At 34.1% G+C, this 19,887-nt stretch carries 12 protein-coding genes and 1 pseudogene; 3 read left to right on the top strand and 10 right to left on the bottom strand.

The window, feature by feature from the left end; genetic code table 11:
• The first annotated feature begins 30 nt into the window (after positions 1-30).
• The 3 genes and pseudogenes from JJJ02_RS11190 to JJJ02_RS13465 form a co-directional block, all read left to right on the top strand.
• Positions 31-1,566 (top strand): glycosyltransferase, encoded by a 1,536-nt coding sequence (locus JJJ02_RS11190; RefSeq protein ID WP_240839060.1) that lies wholly within the window; start codon positions 31-33, stop codon positions 1,564-1,566.
• A complete protein-coding gene (locus JJJ02_RS13470; RefSeq protein ID WP_396614747.1) occupies positions 1,550-2,401 on the top strand; it encodes a CatB-related O-acetyltransferase in 852 nt (283 codons plus the stop codon). The genes JJJ02_RS11190 and JJJ02_RS13470 overlap by 17 nt, the downstream gene beginning before the upstream one ends.
• 478 nt (positions 2,402-2,879) lie before the next feature.
• Positions 2,880-3,086, top strand: a pseudogene (locus tag JJJ02_RS13465) (CatB-related O-acetyltransferase); the annotation flags it as partial.
• 1,436 nt (positions 3,087-4,522) lie between these two features.
• On the opposite strand, the gene JJJ02_RS11175 reads toward JJJ02_RS13465, so the two are convergent.
• The 10 genes from JJJ02_RS11175 to JJJ02_RS13395 form a co-directional block, all read right to left on the bottom strand.
• Positions 4,523-8,533, bottom strand: coding sequence for an SdrD B-like domain-containing protein (locus JJJ02_RS11175; RefSeq protein ID WP_240839056.1), 4,011 nt, complete (start codon positions 8,531-8,533; stop codon positions 4,523-4,525).
• 177 nt (positions 8,534-8,710) lie between these two features.
• Positions 8,711-10,027, bottom strand: coding sequence for an accessory Sec system glycosylation chaperone GtfB (gene gtfB / locus JJJ02_RS11170; protein ID WP_240839054.1), 1,317 nt, complete (start codon positions 10,025-10,027; stop codon positions 8,711-8,713).
• Positions 10,024-11,523, bottom strand: a complete 1,500-nt coding sequence (gtfA, locus tag JJJ02_RS11165) for an accessory Sec system glycosyltransferase GtfA (RefSeq protein ID WP_240839157.1) — start codon at positions 11,521-11,523, stop codon at positions 10,024-10,026. The genes gtfB and gtfA overlap by 4 nt, the downstream gene beginning before the upstream one ends.
• An 11-nt stretch (positions 11,524-11,534) precedes the next feature.
• Positions 11,535-13,916, bottom strand: a complete 2,382-nt coding sequence (gene secA2 / locus JJJ02_RS11160; RefSeq protein WP_240839052.1) for an accessory Sec system translocase SecA2 — start codon at positions 13,914-13,916, stop codon at positions 11,535-11,537.
• A 4-nt stretch (positions 13,917-13,920) separates the two neighbouring features.
• A complete protein-coding gene (gene asp3, locus JJJ02_RS11155) occupies positions 13,921-14,442 on the bottom strand; it encodes an accessory Sec system protein Asp3 (RefSeq protein ID WP_240839050.1) in 522 nt (173 codons plus the stop codon).
• Positions 14,432-15,985: an accessory Sec system protein Asp2 gene (gene asp2, locus JJJ02_RS11150; protein WP_240839048.1), complete on the bottom strand. Its 1,554-nt coding sequence runs from the start codon at positions 15,983-15,985 to the stop codon at positions 14,432-14,434. The genes asp3 and asp2 overlap by 11 nt, the downstream gene beginning before the upstream one ends.
• Positions 15,969-17,498, bottom strand: coding sequence for an accessory Sec system protein Asp1 (gene asp1, locus JJJ02_RS11145; protein ID WP_240839047.1), 1,530 nt, complete (start codon positions 17,496-17,498; stop codon positions 15,969-15,971). Before asp1 ends, asp2 begins: the two co-directional genes overlap by 17 nt.
• A 9-nt stretch (positions 17,499-17,507) precedes the next feature.
• Positions 17,508-18,719: an accessory Sec system protein translocase subunit SecY2 gene (gene secY2 / locus JJJ02_RS11140; RefSeq protein ID WP_240839045.1), complete on the bottom strand. Its 1,212-nt coding sequence runs from the start codon at positions 18,717-18,719 to the stop codon at positions 17,508-17,510.
• A 93-nt stretch (positions 18,720-18,812) separates the two neighbouring features.
• On the bottom strand, positions 18,813-19,127 hold the full coding sequence (locus JJJ02_RS11135; RefSeq protein ID WP_240839043.1) for an LPXTG cell wall anchor domain-containing protein: 315 nt from the start codon (positions 19,125-19,127) through the stop codon (positions 18,813-18,815).
• The gene (locus tag JJJ02_RS13395; protein WP_304653865.1) at positions 19,090-19,533 is read right to left on the bottom strand and encodes a hypothetical protein; all 444 of its coding nucleotides are present in this window, start codon (positions 19,531-19,533) and stop codon (positions 19,090-19,092) included. The genes JJJ02_RS11135 and JJJ02_RS13395 overlap by 38 nt, the downstream gene beginning before the upstream one ends.
• Positions 19,534-19,887 lie beyond the last annotated feature (354 nt).

Here is a 19,887-nt window from a genome sequence, read left to right as displayed (position 1 = left end):
TTACTTAAATAGAACACAATGGAGGTCAACATGAATTATTTCTTAGGTATAAGCATCCCACAGGTGATTACAGGTGTAGATAAAGCACAATATAATAGATTAAAACTTTTTAAAATGAACAATCACCCTGCTAAGATAGTGACCATTCAATATAATCATCTCGCATCGCTCTGGGCCCGTCAACACGGTATTGAACACGACGTATTGAATATGTATGACTATTTTCAACAGGCGACATATTATGAAGCCAACAATAGCTTTAACTGGATAAAGTATTGGAAAGATCAGAACTATGAAGTAACTGTACTTCGTAATAAATTAGATATTCGAATAATGCAAGCTGGCAAAATGATTATGTACGCCAGATTCTTAGATACTAATTTAAAGCAACCTTTATTTATTAATTATTTTAACAATAATAATCAATTTGTTAAACATGAAGAATACGACGTTAGAGGGTTTCTGAGCTCCGCTTCTCATTATGCCAATGGAAAAGATACAGTATATCAGGAATTCTTCACACCGAATGGTGAAAAAGTAATCGAAAAATATTATACAAGTAAAGAAAATGATGCTAATGCCAATGTAATCTATTTAAAGAATAAATATGGCATATTCGATAGATTTAGCAGTGAACAAGAATTAGTAACGCATTTCTTTGATACAATCGCTAGTACAAATGATCTTTTTATTATAGATAGACCTTTAGAAATTGTTCCTTCTTTTTTAAACATGAAGCATAAAATAAATGCATTAGTCGTAATTCATATGACACATCTCAGTGAAATTAACCCTGACAACGAAAGGTTAAAATGGCCATATGATTTATTATTCAAAAATCTATATGCCTTTAAAGGTTTAATAACTTCAACGAAAGCGCAGAAAGATGATATTACAGAATATATTGAACGACATGATAATATGAAAAATATACCTGTTTATCATATCCCTGTTGGATATGTTGAGAATAAATTAACACCACTAAACATTTCAGAGAAACAGCCGTTTAAAATTATTTCAATTGCGCGTTATGTTGAAGGAAAACAACTTGAGGATCAAATAAATATTGTCCATCAACTTAAAAATGAATTCCCTGAAATAACATTAGATTTATATGGATTTGGCTCACAACAAAACAAATTACAAAATCTGATCAATACATTAGACGCCAATGATTATATTTGTTTAAAAGGCTATGCACAAAATTTATCAGATGTATATAGCGGTGCAACACTGAGTTTACTTACAAGCAAATCAGAAGGATTCTCACTCGCTATATTAGAATCTCTATCACATCACACGCCCGTTGTATCATATGATGTTGAATATGGACCGAATGAAATGATTATGGATGGTGTGAATGGTAATTTAATTCCTTATAACAATTTAAATCAACTCTATGAAATTTTAAGACATTTATTGAGTAGCCCACAACAATTAAAATCCTATTACGAAAACTGTGAAACCTCACTTTCACCATACACACGCAATGAAGTATATAAAAAATGGAATAATTTAATTCAAGTTTTTAATATGGAGGGAGCAGATAATGACAACAAAGATTAATGGTATTACATTTATGCAAGAGAATATTATTTGCTCAAACAATAACAGTAAGAAATTTTATCAATTCAATAATCAATACCAATCGTTTTTTGAGCAACATAATATATTTACAACCGGAAGCGCAGAAATTAGACATCGATTTAAAGACAATGCCAGATTTACAGTTTCTAAGTTTGCACAAATTGAACCTTATTGCGTATTCTTTGCTGGAAACACATTTCACACGATGGGGAGCTTTTCCACATCATTTAGTGCATTACCTGCTAATACAATAATCGGAAGATATTCATCTATCGCACCAAATGTTAGAAGAATGAACGGTAATCATCCGATACATCGATTCACAACGTCTATGATTACATATTTAAGCCCGACTCCGCCGTTTGATAAGTACTATGAAGACACCGGAACAAACTTCGAACGTGTAAAAAATGAAGCTGATCAGACAAATAATGGTGCAATTGTGATTGGAAATGACGTGTGGATTGGACAAGACGTATTAATTACAACATCGGGTGTAACAATCGGTGACGGTGCAATTGTTGCTGCAGGTTCCGTACTTACAAAAGATGTTCCGCCTTATGCAATCGTAGGAGGTGTCCCTGCAAAAGTTATCAAATATCGTTTCGATCAATCTACCATCGATAAACTACTGGCACTTAAATGGTGGCAATATGGTATTGGAGATTTTGAAAATATTAAAGGTGATGAACAAATCGATGACTTTATTGAAAAATTAGAAAATTTAATTGCCAACAAAAATATCCAGCCTTTTAAACCGAAATCAATAACTATTGCTGATTTCGAATCTGTAAAAACAAATAACGAGGTATAAATATATGGCTTCTATTGTGAATAATATTGAATATGTAACAGATGGTATTCATTACAACGAAAAACATCATTATACAAAAGTGAAAACAACCGAACATATTAATAACCAACTCTCTCGATTCGGTATATTTACGCAGATGATGAATGAAAAACAGCTACTACAACCCGGAATTAATCATATATTTTTCGGCAACAATGCAGTCATCGAACCACATGTCACATTTTCTGCCACTAACTATTTTTTTACTATGGGTAGCTTTAGTTATACACGTAGTCAATTACCGATTAATACAATTGTAGGAAGATACTGTTCCATTGCAAACAATGTGCAAAGAATGGGAGTAAATCATCCACTTGATCAATTTACAACATCTTCACTTACATATCAGACACGAGGAGCAGCTATATTACATTATGAACGACAGCATGATATTGCATTTAAGCGTGGCAATATCCATAAAGCTGAAGAAAAACCGATTGTTATAGGAAATGATGTGTGGATAGGGCAGGATGTGTTGTTCTCATCTAAAGGTGTGACTGTTAATGATGGTGCTGTAATTGCAGCTGGATCTGTTGTCACTAAAGACGTTCCACCATATGCAATTGTAGGAGGAAATCCAGCCAAGATTATAAGGTTTAGGTTCCCTCCTGAAATTATTCAGAAGTTATTAAACCTTAAATGGTGGCAATATGATTACGGGCAATTTAACACGATTACAAGCAATGATTCAATTATTGCGTTTATCGATAAGATTGAAACGTTAAAACAGAATAATGCATTAGATATATATAAACCCCAAACACTTAATCTTGATAAATTTCTTAAGATGACTCAATAGAGATATTTTATTTTTTTATGTTTCAACGAATAGGTTCTCTATCAAATAAAACTGATAGTAATTTAGATACAATAGTATTCAAAAATCAAAAAACGGGCTGAAGAAAGACTTATATTTATTCATCAGTCCGTTATATTATAGAAAGATATATTTTAAATTTAAATACCTCTGATAGTTAGTTCTATTATAGGCTTGTTATCTTCTACTTGTTGAGATGTGTGATTTAAAAAGTGACTTCCAATACTCTTTTAATCTCATCTTTAACTTACAGAATTTATCTTTCATCAACCCAAAAAAGGTTTTAATGTTCTATCTATAATTACAGTATTCTCGCAAAATTGTATAGCGACCTTCATATCCTTTCTTCTCAATGTATTTGAATATTGCCATGGCAGTATATCCTAATTCAATTTTTTCATCAATTATTTCTTTAAACAGATCTAGTTTTGATGTTTTCTTAGTTTACTTTCTTTTCTTCAGTCCTTCTAATTCATTTTCTTTACCGGTATCATAATATTTTTTAACTGTTCTTGGATCACAATTATACTGTCGACCAAGCTCAGCATAATTTGGTTTAATACCCTCAGCACTCCTTCATAAATGTCATGTCTCAATCAAATAAACTCCAATCCAAGATTGAGTTAAGACATGTTTATATAATTTTGAAAAGAAAAAATGTAGGAAAAACAGCATTTTCATTCCGCCATTTTCCTACATTTTTTAACTGCCATTTACATCATAAACAAGTTCTGCTCTATCAATATACTCATCTTGAGTACTTTTTAACTTACATTTAATATATCTTATATCTCCTTTTAAATTTTAAAATAATTGTCCTATCTTTCTTTTCAATTTTTATTACATCTTCATCCAATAAAGCTATAAAATCATTTAATGTAAATGTAGTAGGTGCAATTATTATATCTGTAAAATACTGATACACCCAGATTATCTCATTATCTTCAAAACCCATATACTATGTTAAAGCTAGGATATTCTCCACGCCAATAAAGTCTAAGAAGATATATTTTTGCGCAAATTCAATACCACTGTTAATCCAGCCGATATTAAAATTCATTTTATATATTGTCACTATTAGCACCTCTGATTACTGAATTGATGCGATTATATTTTATGTAATACATATCATTCACCATATAAAGCTTTAAATTAAAAAATCCGAATGATGATAATCTTTCTTATCTTTTTCATCATTCGGATTTTATATAAAGTTACCACTAATTAAATATCTTAATTTATAGCCTTATTGATTAAAAATTATACTATTTTTTTCTTCTGAATAATAACACTCCACCTAGACCTGCAAATACTGTCGCAAGTAAGCCACTATTATCTTTTTCACCTGTATCAGGTAATGTAGTCAATTTATTATCAGGTGTGCCTGGCTCACTTGGTGTTCCCGGCTCACTTGGTGTGCCCGGCTCACTTGGTGTGCCCGGCTCACTTGGTGTTCCTCCACCTTCAGGAAGGTAGAATCCTGAATCAATTGTGTAATCATTTTCAGTTAGGTCAATTGTAACTACTGAACCGTCTGAATCAAATCGATCATCACCAATATTTAAGCCTGTCGGAATCATACCGTCTGGTGTTTCAAAGTAAACAGTATATTTTCCTGGTTCTAAATCTGTAAATAGATAGTTTCCATCTTTATCAGTCTTAGTTTTAATAATTGTACCATCCGGTTTTACTAATGCTACTGTAACACCTTCGATACCTGGTTCACCTGCGTCCTGGATACCATCCTTATCAACATCGAACCATACTTTATCACCAAGTTCTAACTTATCTTTAGGTGTCTTCACGAAACCACTATCGATTGTCGGGATGTCTTTGTCGCCAACAGTTACTGTTACTGTAGTTCCGTCAGAATCTTTTGTATCATCACCATTATTTGGTGTTGTCGGTGTATAACCATCCGGTGTTTCGAAGTCAATCGTTACTGTACCTGGTGGTACGTTAGGGAATTCATAGTGACCATTCTCATCTGTTGTCACTGTCTCCTTCGTGCCATCTGGATAAGTGATTGTTACATCTACACCTGGGATACCCGGTTCACCTGGTTCTTGGACACCATCGCCATCATCTTCCCATACAGTGTCGCCGACACTTACTCTGATGAAACCTGAATCGATTGTCATGTCATCAGCATTATTTATGGTTACTGGTACTACTAAACCATCTGAATCAAGCGTATCATCACCACTGTCTACTGTTGTTGGAGCATTATAACCTGGTGGTGTATCGAAAGTAATAGTATAGTCTCCATTTGGAAGATCAGTAAAGATATAGTTACCATTTGAATCTGTTGTCGTTGTCACTGTTGTTCCATCTGGTTTCGTTAACGTTACTGTTACGCCTTCAATTCCCGGCTCATCTGCGTCCTGAATACCATCCTTGTCCACATCAAACCATACTAAATCTCCGATATCATAAAGGTTCTCTACAATTGCTTCACTGTCCTGTAATGAATCACTTAATGATTCACTTAAACTGATCGACTCACTTGAATCATCTAAATATAGTCCTGCATCAATTGTCATATTATCAGCGTTATTGATAATTGCTGTTACCCTGCTACCATCTAATGGTAAATTTGAATCACTTTCTGCTGTAGTAGCATTAGGTGTTACAATCGCTAATCCTTCAGGTACCACAAATTCTACTTGATAAGTTCCATTAACTAATCCATCAAATTGATAATGTCCTGTATTATCAGTCATCGTTGTTCCAATAAGATTACCATTAGCATCATATAGATTAACAATAACACCTTCAAACGGACCTTCATCTGCTGATGTATTTTGTTTTCCATCTGTTGTCACTGAGTTACCATCAAACCAAACGTAGTCACCTAAGCTATATGTCTTAACTAATCCAGCATCAATTGTCATATTGTCAGCACCATCAATAGTAGCAGGTGCGATATATGATGTACCTGCGCTTCCACGTACTGGAACAGGATCTGAATCGACAGCATCATTAGTTGTAGTATTTGCGCTAGTAAATGTATATCCCGTTGGCGCAATAAACTCAACTGTATAATCTCCGCTTAATAAATTATCAAATTGATAGTATCCTGTGCTGTCTGTCGTAGTTGATGTTTGTCCAATTAAATTACCACTTGTATCATACTTTCTTAAAATAACTTGAACATTCGCAGCTCCATTTTCAGTTGAATCTTGAATACCGTTATTATTTGTATCAAACCATACATAATTTCCTAATGAAAAGTTTTCACCAACTGCTGTTGAACTTTGTCCTACTGAACCGAAAGTATTGAAGTGCGTGACCGGTCCAGCCCAAGTTGTATTATTTAAAATTGTTTTTACTGAGCTTTCTGTATTTGGATCACTATCTTCAATTAATGTATAACTAACAATATACCCTTCAGTAGTAGTAATCTGTCCGAAATTAATTACTGGTACTCCACCGTTATAAGTGATTGGAAAAGTTTTAGTTACATCAATTAATTGACCACTTGCTAAACCTGATGCATAACTTGGCGCAAAGCTATCGGCATATGCTGCATCATTGACTACTTGATAAATTTTTAAACTACCCGTCTTATAATTAAGTCCTGTTAGTTCTGCACTCAATACCGCATTGTTAATAGTGTAATCATTTTGATTGATATAAACAGTACGTGTTATTTCTTTAGTTGTTGAATCAATCGAAGCAGTTCCCGCTATCATTGGTGCAGAAGATTCTTTAACTCCGTTATTAATACTGCCATCTTTGTTACCATAGTCAACAATAATAGATTCAGTGTATCTCTCACCTGCAATAGAAATATCATATAAATAAGATTTATTATCTACCGTTACAACAGTTTTTTCCGGGAAAGTATACATACTAAAACTACCCGTAACATTTTCTTGTTTGTCAACGACATCTGTGAAAGTATAAGTGACAGTTTTAGTATTCGGATTATAACTACCGTAAGCGACTACCTGCCCGACTGTATTATAAAGGGGAGAAATCTGAGGGGGCGTCTCTATACCACCAAATCTAAAATTATTATTATTGTATGAAATTGTAAAATAATCACCAGATTGAACGGCATTATCTACTTTATAATCTGCTTTTAAAGTCAGTGTATCTCCAGATGTTGCCCAGAATTCCGGCGCTGATGGATTATCATCAACTTGCGGTCTATACGTCACATCAATATTTGATGCAGTAACTAAGTTATTCACATTTTGAGCTGTTCCATTTAAATTATTGATGACTGTAGCGTCGTTAATACCTAAAGTGATGCTTTCCATCATCGAAGTGTTGCTTGTTGTTGAAACTGGCGTTGCAACTGCTGTATTTGCATCTTGTTCAGCTGCGATTGCTTGTAATAATGCTGCAGTGATATCCGCTGTTGTTGCAGTTGAATAGTCTATATTCAAACTTTGAATTGCTGCTGTCGCTTCTTCTGTTGTTACACCTGTTGATTGCGCATAATTATCTACTAATACTGCTTCTTTTTCAGTTGGTGTATTCGCTTGATCGATTGCTGTTGATAATTCTGTTTCAGAAGGTGTGGTTTGTGTTACTGAAGATTCTGTCGTTGGTACTTCTGTTGTTGAGGTTTCTGTTGTCGCTTCTTCTGTTGTCGCTTCTTCTGTTGTTGCTTCTTCTGTTGTCGCTGTTTCTGTTGTCGCTTCTTCTGTTGTCGCTTCTTCTGTTGTCGCTTCTTCTGTTGTTGCTGTTTCTACAACTTTGTTAGCAGTTACTTGGACAGCTTCACTCTTAACATCACCATCAACAGTAATTACTGATACAACATCTTCACTTGCTACTGTTAAATTATGGAAGGTAAATGTACCATCACTTTCAGCTACAGTCTTTTCAATCGTTCCATCTGCTAAATGTAATTCAACTGTTTGTCCAGCTGTTGCATCTCCTGATAATTCAGTGTTATCAGAGTTAAATTTAATGTTCTGAGCTTGTTCTGTTGTTGGCGCTTCTGTTGTCACTTCTTCAGTAGTCGGCGCTTCAGTAGTCGGCGCTTCTGTTGTTGGCGCTTCTGTTGTTGGCGCTTCTGTTGTTGGCGCTTCTGTCGTTGGGGCTTCTGTCGTTGGCGCTTCAGTAGGTGGTGCATTAGCTGTTTCTACACTTGTTGTGCTTTGAGATGTTTCCTCTGCTTCTACGTCTACTGCATTCCCTAAAAATAATAATGAGCCAATTAATATTGACGATGTTCCTATCGTAAACTTACGTATCGAATACTTGTTCAAACGATTTGATATAAAATCATATCGTTTACTATTAGGTTTTTTCTTCATATATTCCTCCGAAGTTTTTATTTTATACAAAAATAATATTTCAATACATCTTAAAACACATTTATATGTATTTACTTTACTTGAAAGCTTAAAACATAAAAAGCGACAATTTTTAAAAAAGTGTCCCCTTTTCGTCGAATTCAATAAAAAAAATAAGCCCGGAATCTATTCCAGGCTTTAATTAAAGGTTTTATTAAACTGTTCTACTGTCATTTCATTTGCATGTTCCTTTTGTTTTTTCAACAAATCCATAAATTTATCTGGTCTTTCATATAAGAGATTTAGTTGCCTAATAATGTCTTCGGTCTGCTCATAAATATGTTCAGGTGCAGTAAACCTTCTGTTATGCGCCGTATTGTTATGTGCAAGTATCAACATATTAAAATCAAATGCACTACGAACTGCATTCAAAATCTCATTACTATGATTGATATCCAAATAAATATTACTTTCTTTATATAATTTCATCACTGTATCACGCTTAACACTTGGATATAATTTAACATTATGATACTTCCCAAGCTCCATCAACTTCGGTGACATTTCTGTAACTGCTGCAACATTAAAAGTGTATTGTGGTAACTCATTAATGTAACGCTCAATATCTTCGAGTTGGTCTGAATTAGTAAGTGTTAGTATTTGTTCGCCCATTTGCGCTTTCTTCATATATTTATAAAGGTATCCTGCACTTTTAATTTTATGTTTCACAGAATGATTTACTACTGATAGTATACGTTCATATTCAAGTTTATCAGGAATAACTGCTGTAAAATCACGATTTGGTGATTCAAACATTAGTTTCATATTTCCCGGTATGTCATCTTGAATCGTTTCCTGCCAGAATAAATAATCTTTCCCAGGCAGTCCTAAATGATAAACTGCAATAAATGGAACAGAAAGTGAGTTTAAAATAAATCCATCTAATTGATCAAATGCTTCTTTTAAAAAGAATTGGACGAATTCGATTTTATTTTTAAATAGATAATCTTTCTCTTTATAAGTAAGTACAATTGACTGAGTGAAATGGTTTTCATATATAATTACTTTCCCATTACGATCATAAAATGTTTTTAATACTGATTGTCCTGCTTTATTAAATACTTGCGTCGCAAATTTGAAGCCGTACTTATTGTAGTGATCAACGGCGCGTACATCTCCTTCTTCATCTAACCAATCTACTCGATTTACAATTCTATTTTTATTGTTTCGGCAGTAGAATATTCGTCCGCGTAGCTTCCCCATATCTTTAATTGTACCTTGATTGTTTGTTCCTTCTATTTCCCAATATAATGGTGTTGCCACTTCGTTAAAATAACGTCCATTTTCTTTTTTTAATGGTATGAAGTTAGAAAAGAATAAATAAGGTGTTATCACATCATCTGGCAGAAACCCATCATCTTCGATAACTGCTGTTTGGTGATATATTTCAGATTGCTTCAAGCTGTGATACAATGTTGCGCTTTCATCTGTAAATGTTTCAAATAACGTTATCATTGAATCACCTCATTTATCAGTTGTTCCCACTTCTGATGAACATTCTCTGTCAGGAATGGTTTAGCTATTTCATAAGACTGTGCTTCTACTTGTGAAATTGATAACTCGTAAAATTTAACTATTACCTTAGCATATTCTGTTATTGTTTCTTCTATTGATTTCTTCTCAAGTTCCAGTGGCAACAATAATCCATTTTGTCCATGCTTAATAAATGTCGGATTACCATAATTCACATCAAATCCTATCATCCCTAACCCTGAACCTACCGCTTCCATCAATGTTAAACCGAACCCTTCACTTTGAGACGCCGATAAGAATAATTCATAATTTTTATATACTTCTGCTAAATCAACGTGTCCTCGTAAGTGAATATATTCATTTGCATCATGTTGATTAATAATTTCAGCGATTTTACTTTTTTCAGTACCTTCTCCGTATATATCAAATGTGAGTTCTGGTATTTCTTTCTTGGCCTGGATAACTGCTCTTACCATCCAGTCAACATGCTTTTCATTTGCGAGCCTTGATGCAGTAATAATTGCAAATGGTCGTCTTGTGCCTTTTTTCAATGCATCAATACTGCCTACTGGTATCGTATAAATCGCTGGTGAAATATTTTTATATTTTTTAAATTGCTCAGCGAGCAATTTGTTTTGTGCATCTGTTGAAGCAATATAAAAATCGACTAACCCTGCATTTGTAAACTGATAGTCATAATAATTATTCCAGAGAATATAATCATCATCTGTAAAATTCTCACTATAATGTTCAGCATGGATAACGACACCAAGCTTACTGTCTCCTTTATTAGAGAACACGGCTTGACCGACTTTCGTTCCTCTGTCTAGAATAACGATATCATCACGAGTTAATTTCAAACATTTCATAAAGTAATCAACAAACTGTTCTTTAGAATATAATTTCATATCTTCAAAATCATACATACTATTTTCGCCATCAATGTATTCTTTATATGCAATCGAGCCACTTTCATTATAGAATATGCGCATAAATACTTTTGCAGCACCATCTACAGGTCCATAAAACTCACTAAATAAGCGAGTGTACGTATAATAATCTTTGCGCACTAAATAACCATTTATAACGAATTCTGCACGATCTACTTTATCACTTGTTTTATCTTTTAAATAACAGGTAATAAAGTTGCCCTGTCCAGGCAGAATCAGCTTCTTCAGTTTACCAACTTGTTCTTCAGATACTACTTTCTCAGCTAATGTTTCCTTTAAATCATTTATTGTATATGTTGTTTCGTGTATTTTTACATCCGTAAAATATTGGTATAACCATATAATCTCTTCATCCTTAAAATCCATATTAGATGATAACGTCTGAATATTTTCATTCGACATAAAGTCTAAAAATATAAACTTTGCCGGAATATTTAAATCACGCAAAACTTTAGCACGGTACTTTTGAGCATATTCAACACCACTACTTGCCCATCCTATACCAAAATTAATATTATAAATCATTATTTCACCTCTTATTATGGGAAATGGATAATTAAGTTACCCTCTTTATCGAACGCGATAATGCTGAGACACATATTTCTAACGATGGATTCATAAATTTTATGTCCCATAGCTTTATATGATGCTAATGCTACACGATGATATTCACTGATTGCATTACGATGTCCGCTGCGATTTGACACACTACTTTTAAGCTGTGATAATTGATCGACTTGTCTAATCCAGTTCGTATCGACTGCTTTAAGAATGGATTTTTTCAGAAACTCCTGGAACATATCATCATGATTAATGATATCCCTATTACTTTGTAACTGTTTATTAAATAAATCCAATAGAAATGAAATTAATTCCTCTTTATCCTGTAATACATATTCATCAATTGATTTACTATATTGAAAGCTTATATTTTTATAAATATATTCTAATATATCTTGTTTAGAAAACGTTGCTTGTGAATGTACGAATGAAGCGATAACATCTCTAGCAACCTGCTCAACTTTAAAGTTAAAGAAATCATCTGATTTTAGTAAACGATCCCTTTCTTGATATACATTCATACGTTGTATACTAATACTTTTCTCATATTCATTTGCCATCAGTCGACCGACGATTCCATTTTCTTCTGAAACCATCTGTGCCTTTTTTACGATACGATTAATACGCTGATGAAGCAGTCGACTACCTTCCAACTGTTCAGCATTCACAGTCAATGTTTCGCGCTTGTCAATAAGGCGGTCATTTCCCCAGCGTTTCACAAGATAATCTTCTAGAGAAATGAATATTTGACTTGTACCAGGATCACCTTGTCGACCAGATCGTCCTCTAAGTTGTCGGTCTACGCGGCTATTCTCCATATGTTCATTAATAATTACCGCAAGTCCACCTAGTTCAAGCGAGGTCTTATCTAATTTAATATCAGTACCTCGGCCAGCCATACTAGTAGCAACGGTTACTGCGTTATGTTGCCCTGCTTCTTTAATCATTTGAGCTTCCTTCGCAACGTTTTGTGCGATTAGTAAGTTATTTGGAATGCCTAAATTAAATAACAATTCCGAGAAATACTCTGCAGCTTCTGCGGTACGTGTAATCATCAAGATTGGTCTTCCTGTTTGATGTACCGAAAGGACATGTTCTAGTAATGCTTTATTCTTTGATTCCATATCAATAAATACTTTATCTGCCAGATCCTCTCGAATAACTGGTTTATCTGTTGGGATTTGAATAACAACTTTATTGTACAGGTCTGAAAATTCTTTCTCTCCAAGTTTTGCAGTGGCACTCATACCTGAAAAGTTATCAAACTGCATAAACAGATTTTGAAAAGTAATCGTAGCCATCGCACTTAAGTCCGGTGATAACTTAACATGTTCACGCGCTTCTATAGCTTGATGCATACCTGATTGCAGTTTCGTACCGGTAAGCATTCTTCCTGTTGTACGATCAATTAGAATCACTTCATTATCCCTTACTATATAATCAATGTTGCGTTCAAAGAGAAACTTTGCACGTAAAGAGAGGTTAATGATTCTCACAAGATCAAAATATCGGGCTTCATACAATCCTTTAATTTGAAAATAATGTTCAGCAGTGCGCACACCTTTATCTGTAAGGTATATTTCCTGTTCATCTTCTTTATATTCATAATCATCTTCAGACAGTGTATCGATAAACTCTTTGACATTCGGATATAGATTCGACTGTACACGAGCGGCTCCTGAAATGACGAGTGGTGTCTGTGCTGCATCTAGAATAATTGAATCAATTTCATCGATAATAGCATATTTAAGCTGTGGCATATATTTGCTCTTTATATTATCAGCTAGATTATCTATCAAGTAATCAAAACCTAATATACCATTCGTTGTATAGATAATATCTGCTTCATAGATTGCCTTCTTTTCACCTGGTTTATAGTCATAACCAGGCTCATCAACAAATCCTAAATTGGCAGTAAGACCTAACCAAGAATATAATGGCTGCATTTCCATAAAGTCACGCTTAGCTAAATAATCATTCGTTGTAACTAGCATATTTCCATTACCTTGAAGGCCGTTAAGATACAAAGGCATTGTTGCAGTCAATGTCTTCCCTTCACCAGTCTGCATCTCTGCAATATTACCTTGGTGCATCACAATCGCACCCAGAATTTGTACTTCTTTTGGATACAGACCTATTACGCGACGACTTGCTTCACGACACACTGCATATGCTTCAGGCATAATATCGTCCAGCGTTTCTCCTTGAGATAATCTCTTCTTAAATTCTGCTGTTTTACTTTGCAAGGCTTCATCAGTGAATGTTGAATATGTTTCGGATAAACGTACAATCTTACGTAATATTCTCTGTAACCCACGTAATCGCGCATCATTAATCACTGTATTTATCATATGCTTCATCTGATCACCTCTTTATGTCATCCCGCTTTAATTGTTTCAATACATTAGCATTATTATAGTTAAAGCTTTGTTCATCACAATTTAGTTGATGAATATTACTTATCGCTTCAATTGTTATAGATTCAAATTCAAATGACTTTACTGAAGCGCTAAGCATCTCAATTTCATAATAATACGCTTCTTCTGAATACGTAAATGTACCTTCTTTTTCGTTAAATATAATTGCTTTTATCAAAGATTTATTACGGCGATACATAGACAGTTTGAAGTAAACAGAATTTGCTGGGGTTTCTTCGATATTAAATTTTATATCGTACGCTTTGTTACGCTTCAATATCGGTAGACTTGGTATATGACGTTCACGAAAATAAGCACTCGTCATCATCCAACTATGAATGACTGTACCTGCTGGCATTAATTCGTTCTTAAATTTCACTTTGTTATCATCAAATGATAATGTTGTACCATACATAAACGTTGTTGCTTCAATATGTTTCCATTGAATGATAAATTTATTATCGATCATGTGGTATTCTCCCAAATTCGGTTTCTAATAATACATTATAGAAATGTACAAACCAGTTATTAATCGTACTCGAATCATCATTGTGACGCCCAGGAATGGCACGGCTAATCGTCTTCACATGTTTCTCCGATAATACATGTAGTAAATCATCAAAGGCCAGTAAATCATAATCATCATGCATCATGTATGAAAGTGCAAATGTTGTCTGAGATAAATCAGAGTCACTAAATACTTTCCAGAATTTCTCGTTTAAAGCTGCAATATGCTCTTTTGAAGTCCCACCAGTTAAGGACATGAGTACGTCATTAGCAGTGCCGAAATCATTTGGTCTTAACAACTTCATATTATCTGCTATCGTTCCAACATTGACCAAAGGTTTACCTGCTATAACGGCTGCAGGATTAAGTTGTGCACCATAGTACAATGCGCCGAATGAGCCCATCGATAATCCTGATAAGATCAAATCATCGCTATTAAAACCGAGCTGCTCTAAACTTTGCTCAATCACTTCTTTAATCGCATGTTCATATTCTTGTGACCCCATATAGAAAGATCCACCTTCAAGTCTTGGATCTGCAATCAACAAAAAGGGAGCATCAAACATATTCATCATAAAATAACCTTCAAAACCTTCTGCTGTTCTATATCCACTGAAATATACGTTAAGCGGTGGCTTTAAATCGCCAGGATGCAAATAGTAAATGAATTCATTACGTTGATCATCTGCAAAGCGTTTTCCACCCATAAGAAAACTTCCAAATTCAAGTCGGCTCCACCTTCTATGCAGTGCACCAAGTAATAGTTTACCTTTTCCTTTAACTTCAACGGTTATCGATAAATATGCTTCATAATCAAGTCGCTTAAACTTTATTGGTTCTTGTAAATCTTCTAATGGGACAACGTATTCTTCAGTCAACATACCAATTGTTCCAGAAGGAATCATACGAATTCTTAATTGCATGTCTAACTCATTATCTATTTCAAATTCCGGCCATACTTCAAGTACTCTGTCTTTTTCATAAAAAATATTGTAACGCCATGTCGCAATCGGTACGAATTCATTTGTCTTCGGACAATCAAAGACAACATATTTATTTCCGAGGTACTCTACCTGTCCTTTAAATGAAGGGTGTGCCACAATACTTTTCGTATGAATCTTATCACCGTATTGACCCACATACGCAATCGACTTAATCTTTTCAATAAGCGCTTCACGATTTGGTGCACTGAATTCTCTAATTAGCATTTGACGTGTCAACTTAAGACTTTCAAATTCCGGCCAATATGTACTTGTCACGTACGTATTATAAGGCGTAACAATATCTTCTATAACCATCATGAGTTCATCCGTTTTATGTGCTTCAATTAATATAAAGTCAAAAGCCTTTGCCTTTTTTAAGAACACCTTTAATCCTTCGATTATTTCAAATGGTTCTATGAGTCGCTCTATATGAACAAACTGCCAATAAATATTATTGTTACTTTCAAAAGCAGCTGTATCATTTTGTGTTCCAATTTGTAATACTTTAAATTTCTTTCTCATATGCTTCTCCTTTAATAAATCGATCAAATTGATTGATAATATTAATCGATGCATATTTTTTCGTCAATTTCATATTGTATGCAAGTGATGCGTTCCAATGTTTTAAGACCAGTAAGTAATAATTGAGCGCAAGCGTAATACCATCATCATCATGGATAATCATCCCATTAATATTGTCTTCAACATAGTCTGTTGCTCTCATGTTTATTTGAGGAATACCTGCACTGATTGCGCAAATCTGCAGGAATAAATCAGGTTCTTGATTTAAATCTATTACAATTCTGAGCTCGGCAATTTTTTTAATAACATCATTCTCAAACGGAAGTGATACTAATTGTATCACCTTTGCTTTTTCAGTATCTTCCTCATTAAACAAGCCTAAAGTATCAGCTTCAGCAATAAATCGGTCATTAATAGCTTCTACTTTCTCGGTTAAATAATGATAATTAGATAAACTTTCACGGGTCATCAATACAATTTTCATCTGTTCATTCTCTACGACAAAATCAATTAGTAAATCAATTAATGAATTCAATCTTTCAGCGTCTAGACCATCAATATTTACACCTATATACGTCTCATACAATTGACTGCTAAGACTTGGCAAAGCCTGAGTGTTAAAAGGTGTGATCCTTAACATACCTTCAGGCTTAACTGTAGCTAATATTGCTTCATTATCTTGTGTATCAACAACCCAATGAGATGCGTGTTGCATCTCAATTAACTCATCTTGCTGAATAATGCGATTACGCTTTGTAAAGATACAATACGTTAAATTTTTTTCAATTACAACACGATTAATAAGCTTATTATGGTGATAATGCGCAGCTGCAATGATCGGCTCTTGTGATACATTCTCAAGATATAGTTGAAGTCTTTCTTCAATCAGTTCCATCATCGATGAATACGATGTCTGCTTAAATTGTGACTGATAAGCACTTGCTATCATTACTTCACCAGCTGTATATTCTGTAAGCACAACATCACCTTTTACACTCATCAATTGACTATAAGCTAGCTCACCATCGTCATACACCTCAACACTTGAAAGCATACCACGATCATCAAATACATAACGATGCGTCTTTATATCATCTTTGAAATCTTCAATCCAGATTAAATACCCCATATTAGAATAATGAATATGTGAATAAGTATCATTTGACGTAATGCAGCGAATTAAATACGGCGTATATACAAATTCAGTATGTTCGGGCCAATCTAAATCTCTGTAGTCTATTGCTTGGGGGGTCATATTTTTAAATCCCTGTATCTCATCAAACACAGACCAGTAATCACATTCGAATAACTGATTGCGATACAAAAATGATCTTAAGTCTGTAAAATGATTTAGGATTATCATTTTAAAAGGGTTATCATTTTTGTAATGCATACCCATAATACTCACCATGTCATCAAATTCTGTCTTCGTGTGAACATCATCATAATAAGGTCTTGCTCGGTCTTGCCACCACTGATTTTGTGCATACCAAGCGGGAATAAAATATTTCATATAAACTCCTTACCAATAACGTTTTAAAAATCCTTCGTATCGATCAAAATATAATAAAGTTTTTACATATTCAACCATATTTAAAGCAATATATACAACCATGATAATCTGAATCGACAGAATAATCTCTACAGATGATTTTGGATACAGTAATGTCGTAAATAATGGGATACCAATAATGAGTGTAACGATAAATGCACCTACAAAACTAACTTTGCGTGCTTTATCTTTTAGAAACCTTTCAGTCGCTTTACCAGGTTGAATACCGATAAAATAGTTGCCACTCTTTTGAAACATCTCAGCTTTATTCTTTGGATTTAACATAAAAACAGAAAGCCAGAAATTAAAAACAAATAACATTGAGACAAATAATGTGATTCCTACAGGATTAGTGAAACTTATAAAAGACGTATCAACATAATCACCTAACGTTAATGCATGTAACATTAAATCAACAAAATACTTCAAACTTATAAATAGTGCAATTGTAATCATAATCGATAAACTGCCACTTGGATTTAACTTCCAGGCAATATAAGGTTTCTGATAAGGCGTTGAAACCGTCATAATATCCTCATATTTAATATGATACTCTGATAACTCAAGCACTAATAAAACAATAAATGCAATTAATACAAATATAAAAGCAAACATAACAATGATCGGACCAACCGAAAATAATACAGAAGATTGGCTAAGAAAGCTTCTAATAATACTAATGAAAACGATAGGCATTGCTCCAGCAATCCCTCTAATTGTATTAATATCAGCCATCCACATTAAAAGCATACTTCCACTAATTAATACAAGCATCGCAATCCATTGTGAATATGGCTGTTCAGGGTTTAAAATATATGCTTGTCTGACTAAAAAATAACTTTGAATAATTGCGATTATTAGAGTTAATATTTTTTCTCTAATACTTCGTTCATATTGAGTAAGTTTAACCATTTTCTCCGGAAACTTATAATAATAAAGCATAGTGATTATCATCGCTGTTAACCACGGACCAAGTCCTAGAGAAAAAATATTAATACTATCTAAATTGCCTCCCATATTGGCGATTGTCATTTTATAAGTTGAATCTATGTTTAGTTCATTTGGTGTTGATAACAATGGAATACGCGTTCCTATTACATAAATGATTAATAATAAACATGTAAATAATAAACGCCTTCTCACCGTTTTCCATTCATTCATTTCAATGTAATGGCTACTCATAATTTTACTCCTAATTATAGAAATATATTTAATATTATACCAAAGTACAAGTACGCCTGTGCGTACTTGTACTCTAGATAATATCATATTAAATTATACTTCTTCATTTCCTTCATCATTGTCTTTCTTTTTCTTCTTAAGCAATCCAAGACCCGCAAGTAACGCAAATGCACCTGGCAATAACGTACCGCTACGTTCACCCGTATCCGGAAGAATCTCTGCATGCTTAGATGAATCTTTCGTATTTCCTAGGCTATCTTTATCATCTTCTTGATAAGCAGGTAATATATCTGCATCATCATTATCATCTTCTTGATAAGCAGGTAATATATCTGCATCATCATTATCATCTGCAGGAGTTACTGAATCATCATAGTAACGGCAACGTTGCAAAATCATCTTCCTCATAAGCATTTGACATACTAGTTGATTGAGAAGTCATAGACTCAGAACTTGATTCGCTCATAGTTCCACTTGTCGATTCTGAAATTGAACCTGACGTTGACTCACTTACTGAACCACTTGTCGATTCTGAGATTGAACCTGATGTTGATTCACTTACTGAACCACTTGTCGATTCTGAGATTGAACCTGATGTTGATTCACTTACTGAACCACTTGTCGATTCTGAGATTGAACCTGACACTGATCCAGAAGTTGACTCACTCACCGAACCGCTTGTTGATTCTGAAATTGAACCTGATGTTGATTCGCTTACTGAACCACTCGTCGATTCTGAWAYTGAACCTGATGTTGACTCACTTACTGAWCCACTCGTTGATTCTGAAATWGAACCWGATGTTGATTCACTCACMGARCCACTYGTYGATTCTGARATTGAACCTGAYRYTGATTCRCTTACTGARCCRSWRGTTGATTCTGAWAYYGARCCTGATGTYGACTCACTTACTGAWCCRCTSGTTGATTCTGAAATMGAACCTGATGTTGAYTCACTYACWGAKCCACTTGTTGAYTCTGAAATTGAACCWGAWRYTGATTCACTYACMGARCCRCTTGTYGATTCTGATACTGAACCTGATGTTGACTCCGAAATCGAACCTGACGTTGATTCTGAAATAGAACCTGATGTTGACTCACTTACTGAACCACTTGTTGATTCCGAAATTGAACCTGATGTTGATTCACTCACAGAACCACTTGTTGATTC

This window comes from Macrococcus sp. PK (assembly GCF_022501545.1).
Classification (GTDB): Bacteria; Bacillota; Bacilli; order Staphylococcales; family Staphylococcaceae; genus Macrococcoides; species Macrococcoides epidermidis.
The sequence above is the reverse complement of the archived record's forward strand: the minus strand, read 5'-3'. Positions and strand labels throughout refer to the sequence as shown.

What these genes read in the sequence shown, in the direction of transcription:
- JJJ02_RS11190 (WP_240839060.1), top strand. Translation starts at nt 31, where the DNA reads ATGAATTATTTCTTAGGTATAAGCATCCCACAGGTGATTACAGGTGTA.
- JJJ02_RS13470 (WP_396614747.1), top strand. Translation starts at nt 1,550, where the DNA reads ATGACAACAAAGATTAATGGTATTACATTTATGCAAGAGAATATTATT.
- JJJ02_RS11175 (WP_240839056.1), bottom strand. Translation starts at nt 8,533, where the DNA reads ATGAAGAAAAAACCTAATAGTAAACGATATGATTTTATATCAAATCGT.
- gtfB (WP_240839054.1), bottom strand. Translation starts at nt 10,027, where the DNA reads ATGATAACGTTATTTGAAACATTTACAGATGAAAGCGCAACATTGTAT.
- secA2 (WP_240839052.1), bottom strand. Translation starts at nt 13,916, where the DNA reads ATGAAGCATATGATAAATACAGTGATTAATGATGCGCGATTACGTGGG.
- asp3 (WP_240839050.1), bottom strand. Translation starts at nt 14,442, where the DNA reads ATGATCGATAATAAATTTATCATTCAATGGAAACATATTGAAGCAACA.
- asp2 (WP_240839048.1), bottom strand. Translation starts at nt 15,985, where the DNA reads ATGAGAAAGAAATTTAAAGTATTACAAATTGGAACACAAAATGATACA.
- asp1 (WP_240839047.1), bottom strand. Translation starts at nt 17,498, where the DNA reads ATGAAATATTTTATTCCCGCTTGGTATGCACAAAATCAGTGGTGGCAA.
- secY2 (WP_240839045.1), bottom strand. Translation starts at nt 18,719, where the DNA reads ATGAGTAGCCATTACATTGAAATGAATGAATGGAAAACGGTGAGAAGG.
- JJJ02_RS11135 (WP_240839043.1), bottom strand. Translation starts at nt 19,127, where the DNA reads ATGAGGAAGATGATTTTGCAACGTTGCCGTTACTATGATGATTCAGTA.